Raw genomic sequence first — 11,859 nt, 5'->3', positions numbered from 1 at the left:
GGGGTGACCGCACCACGGCAGGCGGTGTCAGCTCGCGGCGGCTGCCGGATCGAACAGGACGATCCCGAAACGCGACTCGAGGACGGCCCTGCCGTAGCCGGTGAGCAACTGCACCTGCTGCGGCGGCACCATCGCCTCGAGCGCGGCGGTGAGGATGCGCAGCAACGGCGGGGGAGTGCCACGGCCGGTTTCGGTACGGGCGAGCTCCAACGCGGTGCGGGTGGCGCTCATGTCGCCCCGGCCGTAGGCGACGAGCATGGACACCGTCAGCAGGTGTACGCGTGCGGGGCCGTGGGACTGCTCGGTGAGGGCCTCGAGGTAGCTCGCCGCGGTCGGATAGCCGGCGAGTGCGGTCAACGCAGCGCGCGCGGCGATGTCGGAGTCGACCAGCGTTTCCACGCGGGCGGTGAGGTTGCCGTTCGGGTTCTGTCCGATTCGTGCGACCGCGAACGTTTCGAGCAGGGTGTCCCGGGCGAAGGCGGCGGGATCATGCTGCTGTTCGGCGCGGGCGCGTCGGTGTGCAGGTGCGGTCCGGTTCGGCATGTCGCCGCGGGGGGCCGGGGTGGTGGCGGGTGTTCCGGGGAGTGTGGTGATCGTGCCGTTGGCGTGTAGCTGGCTGGGCAGTGGCAGCAGGTTCGTGCGCATCGTGCGCTCCTATCCCCGCGACTTCCGTTGCGGGATAGCGCAACGCGGAGTGGTCAGCTCTTCGTTGCATCAACTGGGATGCCGTAACCATACAGCAGAGTGCTGTAATGTGCCGACGAATGGGGAAGGGAAATTCACGACCCGCCGAATGCTGTCGGCAACAATCGCCACCATGCACATCCCGGCAGAACAACACCCGATCGTCACCGTGCCACTGTCCGCGCTCGTGACGCCGGCCACCGACATGGCAGCAGTCCTCGCCTCCGGCCGCGTATCCGACACACCGGACGAGCCGATCCTCCTCCGCGCCTGCGCGGACCAGCCCGGCCGGTTCGAGGTCGCAGACGGCCACCACCGCATCGCCGCGGCACTCCGCGCCGGCAGACACGAGATCAACGCCTACATCGACCCGGTCCCGGACGGCGAACCACACCAGCCACCGTTCTACCCGTTCCCCAACCGACACCGCGCCCCGCACCGATCATGACGGCCCCGTCCGGGGCGAACCGGAACACCTGATCCATCGACAACCACCCGACACGACACCAGTCTCGGGACTCGATCTGGATCATTCGATCCCCGATCGAGCAGAAACCGAGTGTGTACCAACACCATCGGTCTATATGGACGATGCGGCACGGTGCGCGGAGCGACCCCGCGGCGACGGGACGCGGCACCACCACCCGCCCCTGCACCCGCCCGACGAACAGCCGCGCGCATCGCGCCGCGACCCACATCACCCCACGAACAGCTCCCGCACCGGCATCGATTCGCCTCGAACATCAACCATCGTCGTGTTCATCGCCGGCCGCCGACACAGCAGCACGCAACGCATCCAGCGCATCTGCCACGTCGGGACGAGTACCCTTCAACCCCTCCCACCGGCCGAGCGTCTCCGCAGCAGCGAGCATGAGCGAATCCGGAAACCCGGCATCGGCAAGCAGAACAGCCGCGTCGTCGATCTCCGGACGCCACCGCCACGCACGATCGGCAGTCGTACCGATGTAGTCGGTCTCCGTGAGATAGCTGCGATGACGCTTCGCCGCGAGCACAACGAGTTCATCGGCCACCCCGTAGGTGTCGGCCGCCCCGTACGCGAGAGCGGCCAACACACGCGAGACCTTCTGGAAACTCGAATACGCCAGCTTGAGCGCCGACGCCTTCCCGACCTCCTCACCCAGCACGTGGGTACGCACATCGGTACCTGCGAACAGCTCGGACACCAACGCACAGTGCACCCCGGAACCGGACAGATACAGCGTCGGCTGCTTACCACCGGCCGGCGGAGAACCGATGACCGCAGCGTCGAGAACCGGCATCGGCGCGATCCGCCCGGCAATGCGGTGCACACGCCCCGGAGCGAGAGCGTTCGCCTCGACGAACAGTGCATCGGAGTGCTGCCCACCACACTGCGCCACCTGAACCGCCACCGCCTCAGCGGCAGCCGGTGGACACACCGACAACACCACACCAGCACGCGAAACCAGGTCGGGAAGCGACACAGCCTCGAGGCCGGCATCCTCGGCCCGGCGCCGAGACGCCGCACTACGACCATCCGGGCACCACAGCACAGTATGACCGCGACGACGCAGCTGCGCTCCTACCGCAGATCCCATACTGCCGGGATGCAACAACCCGATGGTGTTCACGCGCAGTCTCCTACAGTGGCTCGCATTCACGACGCGACGAACGTCAGGACTGTCCGGCAATCGTAGTGTCGCCGCCGACTACACACCGCGGCGCGCATCAAGCATCGCGATGACCTCGGCGCCGACACCACGGCCACCGCCCGCGGCCCGCGCGGCGTCGCGCCGGATGCACTCGTCGACAGGGGTATCGACGCGGTGGACGGTGAAATCATGCCCCATCGCCGCAGCCAGTTCGGCCCACCCGGCACGACTGTGATCGGTCAGATGAGTCGCATCGACGATCACATCCCTGCCGAGGGCGAGCAGGCTCACGACGGCAGATCGTTCCACCGCAGTCACCGCAGCCTCCCGCGCAGTGCCGAGGTGACCGTGCGCGTCGAACAGCATCCCGCGCAGGTCGTCGCGGTTGACGCGGCACCGCGCAACCGGATCGGCGGCCACCCACACGCGAGCGAAGGTGGTTTTCCCGGCACCAGGCAACCCGGTCGTGATGATCAACATCAGCGTTCAGCTCCTCAGGGCGATCGCGGTGTGTCTCGAAAATACCGCGAGGACGCCAAGCTGTGGCGTCCCACACCAGAGGCAGCGGCGGACACGCACCGATGTGGAGATACCGGCATCTGGGTACAGACCGATGCTTCCCGCCCTCGTCGTCACACACATGCGGGACTGTCGTCGTATCGCGGATGTGCCGGTGCCGGAACCGAAGACGCGGGACGCGTGCTGAACGGAGCCAACAGCAGCGCTCCGTCGAAACCCCTGGGTTGGCTGCCGGACCGACGCAGGACAAAGGGCGGTATGAGCCGGTACACCGCAGCGTCTGTACCGGCCCGGCCAAACGGACACCGAGACCCTCGTCGTCGACATCGGTTTCATGGCGACCGACGGCGGCACATCTGGATCGGTACCGACGCAGTCTTCTGACCACGGTCGCTGCCTGAGTAGCCGGAACGTCGGATCGACGTTGCCTGGTCGTCGAGTATCGGCAACGCGGATACCGTCGGTCGTTCACGCATCCGCTGGGCTCTGTGCCTATCAGGCCGGCGGCCGGGTCGTCACCGACAAGTCGGGCAGTTCGAGATAGGCAAGGTTCCCGGCGGTCCACTCGCAGTCGAGCGACACCATGCGGCATCGCCGATCGCCGAGATCAAGATCGATGTCGTCGGCCACGTGGTAGTGCCCGTGCACGTACACCTCCGGTCGGACCGCCAAGAAGGCTGTGCTGAGCCGAGTGCGGCCGACTGCGCTGTATCCGCGCGCCAGCGCGGGCCATCCGCCGGGGTTCGAGGCGCAGATCGCCGCGACCTTCCCGGTCTGCCACGGGGTGTCGGGCGCGTCGTGAGCGAGCATCACGTCCGCGTGACCACCGGCCACGACCGCAGCGATGTCCTCGGGGGTGATCATCTCGTCCGGCCACCAGTCGATACCGGGGAATCGGGTCTGGAAGTCGATCGACGGGGCACCGCCGAGCGAGACGAACGAGCGGTCCCCGAGGTGGAAACGGTGACCCCGGGGCAACACCGCGATCCTGTTCCGGATCCACATCACCGAACCGAACTCGTCGCGGGCCTCCAGTGTCGACGACAGGATCGTCGGCCAGTGTTCGTGATTCCCTGGGGTGATGTAGATCGTCAGGTCCAGTGCGCTGCAGATATCGGTGACGGTGTCGAGGAAGTGCCGCCCGGGGACGCCGTACCAGATACCGAAGTCGCCGACGTGCAACACGGTACGGACACCGTGGCCCGCGACCTGTTCGAGTGCTCGGCGAGCCCAGGAGGTGCTGCCGTGCCAATCGCCGGCCACAGCCACACACCGATCGTTCACCGGCCGCGTACCCCCTTCCACATTCTGCTGTCGACATACTCCCGGTGACTTCCACCCAATCCGGAACGTGACCGCGCTCTCGGTCAGGTCCGGAAGAAAATGGCATTCGAGACCAGCGCAGCATTCGCCCGCGCCTCGCTACGTGCTCGACGTGCGTCGGCACGGATGCGCTCATGACGCAGCTCTTCCTCATAGAGGTTGATTGCCTCTGTAACTGAATGCGCGCGCGTATCTTCGACCAGGCATGCGATCCGCGCGATGACGTCGGGATGAGAGTAGCGATCCGCACGGGGGTAGATCCCGAGATCGATCGGCCGTTCGTACTTATCTGCCCAGAGCCGCTTTTGCTCGCTGCACGCCCGCCATTCTGCGGCAATCTGCTCACGCCGCATCAAGGCCCGCTCACGTCGAGACTTCGGGAATTTCGGAACGTCCAGCTGCGTGTACTGGTCTTCCAACGCCATCATCTTGACGCACCAGGCAATGAGGTTCTGGGTGTTGTAGTGGTGATCCCGCAGCATCTTCACCAGATCCGCTCGCCGGCTGTATGGCTGGTACGGACGGTTGGCATCATCGCCCAACGTCACGGGTTTGACGGCGTTCCCGGCGGCGTCACGGGCGATGATGACCAGTCCTCGGGTGTTGTCGTAGTGCGATCGGGCACCGTCAGCATTCGAGGGCGAGATGACATCGAAACGTGCCAACAATTCGGCCATGCGTCTCTCGTCTTCGGTCTGTCCGTGCCAATCCACCGGTTCGTCCAACCCGAGCAGTTTGCTGATCCGAACCTCGTTGTCGTTCGGCGGTTCCTGCGCCAAGCAGTTGCGCACGCTATCAACCAAAATGCCCATGTCGGCTCTCCCATCGAGTTGATCGGTCAGTGAAGTGAGACGTACACCGAGGTGGCGATGTCCGCAGATGTGGCGATGCAATTGGAAACGACCGTACCCGCCGCGGTGCACCCCTCCACGGCCCCGCCACAGCAGATGGTGGCTTTCTGCCCGGATTCCGGCGGCATACCCGGCCGGTCCGACATCCGCACAGTGCCCTTACGCCGGGTGCCCGCGTAGTCACAGTCGGCGACGGCACCATGCTGGCCGATGTAGGACAGGTGCGCAGCCCGGCACAGTGCGGGACGAGCCCCTGCCAGCAGGCCGCCGTGCGAACACAGGTGGCTGCCAGCACCTGTCGCGGACGCCAGCCGTATGCCCGGGGGCGTAAGGCTCGCTCGCGCGGCATCATCGCGATGGGATGATTCCGGCATGACCCGGCGCATCCTCACGGCCCTCCCCGCTGCCTTCCTCGTCGCAGCCTGCGGAGGTGGCGACAGCACGACGCTGCTGCACCCCGAAGACTATTCCGGTGCCGATCGTGTGTACGTCGAGAAGCTGAGCGACTACTGGCGGACGCTACCCGGCGGCGAGGCACTACAGATGGGACACGACATCTGCGGGGGATTCGGGACACCGGGGTTCGATCCGTACACCTCGCTCATCGAGATTTCCGGCGAGGACGAGGCGTACAACATCACCGCTGCCGCAGTCGATGCGTACTGCCCGGACAAGGCTCACTACCTGCACCCGATCGGCTGACACCGACACGACGACCACAACGACGCTGCATCTCGCGGTGCAGAGGCTTCTCCGCCCGCTGCCGGGCCTCGGTGGGTGAGGTCTTTCGGTACATGCTCTCGGGCACGGCCGGGAATCTGCTGATTCTTCTTGTCGCACCCCGCCTACGAGAGATCCACCGCGCGCGGCAGACCCGCCGCTTCGACGATTCGACTGTCGGCGAAGTCGGCTGTGTCGGTTGGTTGAACGCGGTGCCGCCGGCGGTGTCGACGACTTCGTGCCGATCAGCCGGGTGCGCGCGGCCGTCGAGTTCCGAGCCGCCCGCCGGGTGCATTCGTGCGGTCACCGATCTCCCGCTCGGCACACTAGATTGATTCCTGCAGAAGAACGAAAAACTCAGGAGCGCAACATGAATACTGCGACACTCGACGATATCCGAGCCAACATTCGCACCGCCTACGACCTCGTCGCCACCGACGAGCGCGCCGCTGTCCAGTACGCCCGCGCCGCGCATTCCCTCATCAACGAGGCAAGTCACGACCCGGAGATCGGTGAGGAAGCAGCAGGGCTCGCCGCGATGATCGTCGACTTCCTCTGACGGCCCGGCTCCGACGGTGGCCGGGCGCTCGGTCAGCTCCCGCCCTTCGTGATGCTCGCTCGTAACGAATCGCCCGTCTCGACACCGAACACCACCACAGAAAGGGGGCACCCATGGTCGGCGACACATACGGTCTCGTTCTCACCGAGAGCGGAAAGTCCCATCTCATCGACTTCGATACCGGCCGGCGCGTCTGTGCCGACGGCTACCGCGCGTGGACGATGCACGGCATCGTCCGCGGACTCGTTCGCACCGCAGACGCCTGCGCCGACTGTCTCGCGGTCGCCGAAGTGAAGCCGTAGGGCGCCACCGATCCGAATGCGCCTGAGTGCGGGCGATGTGCCCGTCTGCACGGAACGGTCGTCCACACGCCCAGGTTCGGGGCAGGTGATGAACGCGATGCAGTTCGCATCCGTAGTTGCTGACCATCGCGGCCGGCCGTGTGGACCCGGCAATTCGGATGACTCCGCAAACCGGATCCGACGACAGTGAGGGAAGATCATGAACAAACTGACAGCGTACTTCCAGTACGACTTCGCACCGGAAGTACTCACCGAGCTCGTTGCGAACGGTGGCCGAGCGAGCGTGGAACTCACGACGATCGATGGCCGACCGGTGGAGATGAATGTCACCGCCGGCGACCTTGAGTGAGCGTAGCCAGCCGAGCCTCCATCGGTTCTCGACCACACGATCGGTGCGGGACGCCGAGTTGCGCGTACCGCGGCATCCGGGGCTGGCCCCGGTGCCGCGCAGCAGACACGACGCGGATTTCCGGCGTGTGACGGCGCTTCCGGCCACCGATGACACCGCATCGGGTACCGCGGTCCGGGATCAGTACCGCGCGGAACGGGTGTCGATGCACCACCGATCCTCATCGGACAGACATTGAACAGACGAAAGGACCTGATTCGGATATGAACGTTCCACTTTCCGGCCACCCGCTGGCGGGCACCAAGCATGTCTACCGGGGCGGCGAACCAACCTACGATGCCAAGGCGGACAGCGGCGGTGGAGTCGTCGTGATCGCACCGGGTTTCGAATGCGAGATTCAACTGGCGTTCCAAAATTGGAACGACGTGCCCGGCCTGGACATGCTCTTCGTCTACTGCCACCAGACCGGGTACCACACGCACGTCACCCCCGCGGACCTCGGGCTGCCGAGCCTGTAAGTTCTGGGCCGGTGTTGCCGACGGCTCATCCCTACCAGGGGCCGGCCCATGCAGTCCGACATCTGCTCCCAGGCGTTGTGCGTCTCCGCCAGCCGGAAGCGGCGACGGCGTTCGTGGCGGAGTGGTGGTCCCGGTCGTGCCGGGGTATCGCAGCCGTGGCACGTCCGCTGCCGTATCCCCAACGACACCGCGGCGAGCACGATGTCCGCGTTCGCTGCGGTGTCGTGGAGCTGGGATACCCACGATCGATCATCTCGCTCGCATCACTGGCCGACACCGCGGCGGCGGTAGGTTCACGCCACGATTCGGCCGGTGCGTGTTCGACGATTCGTTGAAATACGTCATCCCGGAAGGTGATTCCGGGAGAGCACGCACTTGTCCTGTGATGTCGAGGGCGGCCTGGGTGGTGGTCAGTCGTTCGTTGTCCCGGGCGAGCTTGCGTGTAGGCGGGCGAGCTCGGTCTGCTCGGCGGTGAGCTCGCCGACCTCGATTTCGGGGCGTTTGCCGGCGAGGATGCCGACGTCGCGTGGTGTGCGCCACTCGCTGATCAGCGACAAGTACAGGTGTCACCCGCCGGCGACCCCGCTGCATGGGACATCCATCCGCACACTCGCGAACCACGATCAGCTCGCGACGACCACACTCCACGTGACTACTCGGCCACCCGAGGAAAAGCCGAAGCCACACCGAACCGGACACACCGTGTCAGGCCCAGGTGACATCAATCTTGTCGATCGCTTCGAAATGGAAACCGAACCGGTCGTTGTACACGTCGAACCCCTTGTTCTCCGGATAGTCGAGCGTGGCATGACGCTCCAAGATCGCCACCACCCGCGCCTGATCGTCGTCCACCAACGCCGCCGCGAGTTCACGTGACTCATCGGCACTGAACGGAACATCAGAGTTACCGAAATCCAAAGTGCGAGTGCGGTAGTCGTAGCCAGAGTCATCACCGTTGCGTACGCACACACGCCCGGTGACACGGATCGTCGCCACCTTCGTCGACCCGTCCGGCCGGAGCACACCGACCTTACGCATGGCGTGCTCGGCCTTGGCGGTCTTCAACTTCGACCGCGCATCATTGCGCAACTCGTTGGTCACCCCCGACATGTACTTGCGTACCGCCGACGGGCTGCGCCCGATCTGCGCGGCGACCGAATCGACACCACCGAGCCGCTCGACCGCGGCGCGGCGCTGCGCGAGCGCCGCGACCACCGAGTGCGGGATGCGGTCCTGCTGCGCCCAGCGACGCAATGTCCGATCCGACGGCTCCCGCCCCCCGGCATCGACCACAGCCTGACGCAGCCCCGCATCGCCGATCTCCTTCCGGAGCTCCCGCACCGACACGGTCGAGGTCAACCCCTCCAAACCGCTGCCGGTCGCCTGCGACTTGACCACACCGGCCACAGCCGCCGCGGCGACCGCAACCTTCATGCCGTCGAGGCCGGTCGTCTGCTGAGGCACCGCCTTCGAACGCGGCTTCGGAAGGCGCAGCGCCATCTACTTCTCCTCATCCTGAACATCGGCTCCGTACGCCGCGGCAATCGCGATCCGAACATCGTTGGTGGTCTCCGCGGACGCGAACGACAGCAGCATCTCGTCGGTCAACTCGACGTGCTTCTCCAACGTCATCTTACCCAGCGCCGGACTGTCCTCGGCGACGCAATCCTGTTCTCCCAGAAGGTATACCCACGAATCCGTCATCGTGCGGATCGGCCACCGACCGGTGTCCCGGGCGATGCGCATCGCGACACGACGACCCCGCCACCGGCAATGCGCCATGATCGCCGCGCGCCACAACGGCTGATGGTGATGCTGCATCCGCGTCGAGGTCCACATGTCCGGATTGACCATCCGGCCCACATACCCCTTGTAGCAGGCACCGAGGAACTGTTTCATCGCGACATCACCGGACTCGACAGCAACCGCGCGCGACTCCCGCAGCACCTTCGCCCACTTGTCCAACGCACGCCCCTGCTCCTCGTACACCCATGCCTCGGTGACCTCGAGATCGTCGACGTCCAAGCCCATACCGCCGTCGGCCACCGGAGCGCACAACCCCTCGACGCTGACCGTGGTGATCCACGTCTGCACCGGCTGGTCCTCACGCATCGCCGGGTGCGGCAGCGGCAACTTCTGCGGCAGCGCGAACCGGCCCGCCGCCGGAAGAGTCACGCGCCAGATCCCGAACGGCAGCTTGTCGGAAGCAGCCGCCGCCGCAGCATCATCCCCGACCACATTGCGCACCCGGCCGTAGCCGAACGGCAACATCCCGGCCGACGCCAGGTAGGCGGCCCGCTGGTCGATCGTCGCCAACACCTCAGCACCGTCGAGATCGTCGGAATCCGGCACCCGCGACCAACCCGCCGGCGGCTCGAAGTCCCCGCGTGGCGCACCGTCGATCGGTGGAATCGGACCGCCGGCCGCGACGACGATGCCCTTACCGGTGCGGACCCGCTCACGGCGGATCTTGTCCAGCACAGCGGCCCCGGTGCGGGCCGGGGTGGGTCCGGGCAGCGTGTCGAGGTGCTTGACCGACCACGCCAGGCGACGACCGAGCTCACGCGCCGCCGGCATGTCGTCATCAGGCAGATAGGTGCCTGCGCTCGGATTGCCGAGGATGCCCATGTCGCCGACCCGATTGCCCCAACCGAAGTCCTTGTTCCAGTACGTCCACACGTACGGTTCGAGGAGCAGATCCACCATCTGTGTGGCCTTGCCGACCTGACGGCTCAAGCGCACTACGAAACCGGGATCGCCGCGCAGTTCCCAACCTTCGGCGATCAACGGGGGCAGGGTCGCGGCGACGACCTGCTGCAGATCCGCCGCGACACGCTGCCGCAGTTGCTCGAGATCGTCGACGTCGTCTTCGTCCCCCGGATCGACCTCCCACCCGAGTTGCGCGCAGGAATCGACACCGACGAACCACACCTGAGCGGTGAGCCCGTGGGGCGTCAGTGCCGCCCAGTGCAGCAATTTGCCCAACTTCTCGATCGTGTCGACGGGGCCGGTCAGTCGCGCACCGGACGGCGTGTAGGTGGCGGCAGCGGTCACGATGATCGCGTGCCCGTCGGCGTCCTCGGTGACGGGAAGCGACTCCCACGCCCGCGCCGGCTCGGTGACCGTATCGGCCTCGCCGGTCGGTGCCACATCGTCACCGCGAACCACACCCTCCGACGGTGACGCACGGACCGTGTTGTCCTCCTGGGCGCGAATCGGCGCATCCGGAACGGCACTTCCCGCAGGGGTGTCGATGATCGAATAGCGGGCGTCGCGGTCCGGGTCGTCGGCGTGAACGGACAGGTCGAAGAGGCTGAACTGATCGTCGGCGGTCATGATGTCGTCGCTCCCTCGTGGATGGGTGTTTCAGTCCGTGGTGAGGTTTCCGTCGACGTCCGCCGGCGGAATGCCCAGCTCGTCGAACACCCGAACCAGCGCGGCCTCGACGACGTCGGTGGTCGACAACCCGCTACTGCGCGTGGCCTCGGCGAGACGCGCGGATGTCGCGACCGTGATGTAGGTGCTCAGTGCCTTCTTCTTCGGTGTTCGCCGAAGTGTGAACGGTTCGGTTGCGGTGCGAGGTTCTGTGCGCCGATCGGGGGTGGGGGCTGCGGCACCGTGGGTGCGCTCCTGGGTGGGGCGGGGGTCGTTCGTCGCGTTGTTCGTCGGCTCGGCCATCGGAGTCGGACCTTCCCTGTCTGGTTGCGTCGGTTGCGGTGCGGGTCGTGATGTTGTGGAGGTGGCGTGAGCGTCGATCTCGATGTCACGCCTCCCGTACCAAGTGCTGGCATAGTTGCCAGCATTCTCACGAGCAAATATACCAGTATTTGTGCCAGTAATGTGGCAAGCGTCGGGAGGTGAGCGAATCGCGACCACACTCCACGGTGGAACGGCAGCGCATTACGACGCCCCAACCATGTGCACGCATCGCGGAAGCCAGGCGACCGCCCCGCATGCCAACGTGACCCAGCGACGCTGTCCGACATCCGAACCGGCTGCCGGCAACTCGCCGAACCGAACCACGACGTCGCCCCGCGGGCCACCTGTCGTGCGACTCCGCCGATACGCAAGGGCCACGGTCCGCGGAGGCCCCCACATTCGGAACACACCCCCGTCCCGGTGCGCCTGGATCACGTCGACGACGTCGAAGTGGTCTGCGAATGCGACCCGCGCGCCGGGCCCGGTTCGGTCGGCCGCAGCGTTCAGCGCACGCACCGCCGTGCCGGGTGTCCCTCGCATTGCTTCGGGGCTGTGCGCCGTTCCGCCGGCCGTTGTTGGCTACCAATATGCGCGCTAGTGCTCCGTCGTTCACGGCGGAGGTGAAGGCGCGCGCAGGAGGCCCGCCCAGGGCCGAGTGTGCCTAGACGGGACGGTCCTGCTGCTCGATGTACTGCCGCAACACA

At 66.1% G+C, this 11,859-nt stretch carries 15 protein-coding genes; 6 read left to right on the top strand and 9 right to left on the bottom strand.

Going from position 1 to position 11,859, the window contains the following annotated elements; all coding sequences use genetic code 11:
* Window positions 1–27: 27 nt before the first annotated feature.
* Window positions 28–645, bottom strand: a complete 618-nt coding sequence (locus tag WAX14_RS12595; RefSeq protein ID WP_422628396.1) for a hypothetical protein — start codon at window positions 643–645, stop codon at window positions 28–30.
* A 172-nt stretch (window positions 646–817) separates the two neighbouring features.
* On the opposite strand from WAX14_RS12595, the gene WAX14_RS12590 reads away from it, so the two are divergent.
* Complete coding sequence (locus tag WAX14_RS12590; RefSeq protein WP_422628395.1) at window positions 818–1,132, top strand: ParB N-terminal domain-containing protein; 315 nt, start codon at window positions 818–820, stop codon at window positions 1,130–1,132.
* A gap of 295 nt (window positions 1,133–1,427) precedes the next feature.
* On the opposite strand, the gene WAX14_RS12585 is transcribed toward WAX14_RS12590, so the two are convergent.
* From WAX14_RS12585 to WAX14_RS12570, 4 genes are all read right to left on the bottom strand, one after another.
* A complete protein-coding gene (locus WAX14_RS12585) occupies window positions 1,428–2,294 on the bottom strand; it encodes a DUF1932 domain-containing protein (protein WP_422628394.1) in 867 nt (288 codons plus the stop codon).
* Between the two features lie 78 nt (window positions 2,295–2,372).
* Window positions 2,373–2,795, bottom strand: a complete 423-nt coding sequence (locus tag WAX14_RS12580) for an AAA family ATPase (protein WP_422628393.1) — start codon at window positions 2,793–2,795, stop codon at window positions 2,373–2,375.
* 534 nt (window positions 2,796–3,329) lie between these two features.
* A complete protein-coding gene (locus WAX14_RS12575; protein WP_422628392.1) occupies window positions 3,330–4,103 on the bottom strand; it encodes a metallophosphoesterase family protein in 774 nt (257 codons plus the stop codon).
* Between the two features lie 98 nt (window positions 4,104–4,201).
* Entirely contained in the window at window positions 4,202–4,969 is a 768-nt protein-coding gene (locus WAX14_RS12570) for a hypothetical protein (protein WP_422628391.1), read from the bottom strand.
* A gap of 411 nt (window positions 4,970–5,380) precedes the next feature.
* Between WAX14_RS12570 and WAX14_RS12565 the strand changes: the two genes are divergently transcribed.
* The 5 genes from WAX14_RS12565 to WAX14_RS12545 all read left to right on the top strand — a co-directional run bounded on the left by WAX14_RS12565 (window position 5,381) and on the right by WAX14_RS12545 (window position 7,456).
* The gene (locus tag WAX14_RS12565; RefSeq protein WP_422628390.1) at window positions 5,381–5,710 is read left to right on the top strand and encodes a DUF732 domain-containing protein; all 330 of its coding nucleotides are present in this window, start codon (window positions 5,381–5,383) and stop codon (window positions 5,708–5,710) included.
* 388 nt (window positions 5,711–6,098) lie between these two features.
* Window positions 6,099–6,287, top strand: a complete 189-nt coding sequence (locus WAX14_RS12560) for a hypothetical protein (protein ID WP_422628389.1) — start codon at window positions 6,099–6,101, stop codon at window positions 6,285–6,287.
* Between the two features lie 113 nt (window positions 6,288–6,400).
* Window positions 6,401–6,589 (top strand): hypothetical protein, encoded by a 189-nt coding sequence (locus tag WAX14_RS12555; protein ID WP_422628388.1) that lies wholly within the window; start codon window positions 6,401–6,403, stop codon window positions 6,587–6,589.
* 199 nt (window positions 6,590–6,788) lie between these two features.
* The gene (locus WAX14_RS12550; protein WP_422628387.1) at window positions 6,789–6,938 is read left to right on the top strand and encodes a hypothetical protein; all 150 of its coding nucleotides are present in this window, start codon (window positions 6,789–6,791) and stop codon (window positions 6,936–6,938) included.
* Window positions 6,939–7,201: 263 nt separating this feature from the next.
* Window positions 7,202–7,456, top strand: coding sequence for a hypothetical protein (locus WAX14_RS12545; RefSeq protein ID WP_422628386.1), 255 nt, complete (start codon window positions 7,202–7,204; stop codon window positions 7,454–7,456).
* 410 nt (window positions 7,457–7,866) lie between these two features.
* Here the strand turns inward: WAX14_RS12545 and WAX14_RS12540 are convergent, their stop codons facing one another.
* The 4 genes from WAX14_RS12540 to WAX14_RS12525 form a co-directional block, all read right to left on the bottom strand.
* Window positions 7,867–8,013 carry a hypothetical protein gene (locus WAX14_RS12540; protein WP_422628385.1) on the bottom strand — a complete coding sequence of 49 codons (147 nt, stop codon included), beginning with the start codon at window positions 8,011–8,013 and terminating at the stop codon, window positions 7,867–7,869.
* A 148-nt stretch (window positions 8,014–8,161) separates the two neighbouring features.
* Window positions 8,162–8,956 carry a hypothetical protein gene (locus WAX14_RS12535; protein ID WP_422628384.1) on the bottom strand — a complete coding sequence of 265 codons (795 nt, stop codon included), beginning with the start codon at window positions 8,954–8,956 and terminating at the stop codon, window positions 8,162–8,164.
* Window positions 8,957–10,792: a hypothetical protein gene (locus tag WAX14_RS12530; protein ID WP_422628383.1), complete on the bottom strand. Its 1,836-nt coding sequence runs from the start codon at window positions 10,790–10,792 to the stop codon at window positions 8,957–8,959.
* A 30-nt stretch (window positions 10,793–10,822) separates the two neighbouring features.
* Complete coding sequence (locus WAX14_RS12525) at window positions 10,823–11,134, bottom strand: hypothetical protein (RefSeq protein ID WP_422628382.1); 312 nt, start codon at window positions 11,132–11,134, stop codon at window positions 10,823–10,825.
* Window positions 11,135–11,859 lie beyond the last annotated feature (725 nt).

The sequence above is a fragment of the Rhodococcus sp. (in: high G+C Gram-positive bacteria) genome (genome assembly GCF_049299235.1).
GTDB lineage: Bacteria > Actinomycetota > Actinomycetes > Mycobacteriales > Mycobacteriaceae > Rhodococcus.
The sequence above is the reverse complement of the archived record's forward strand: the minus strand, read 5'-3'. Positions and strand labels throughout refer to the sequence as shown.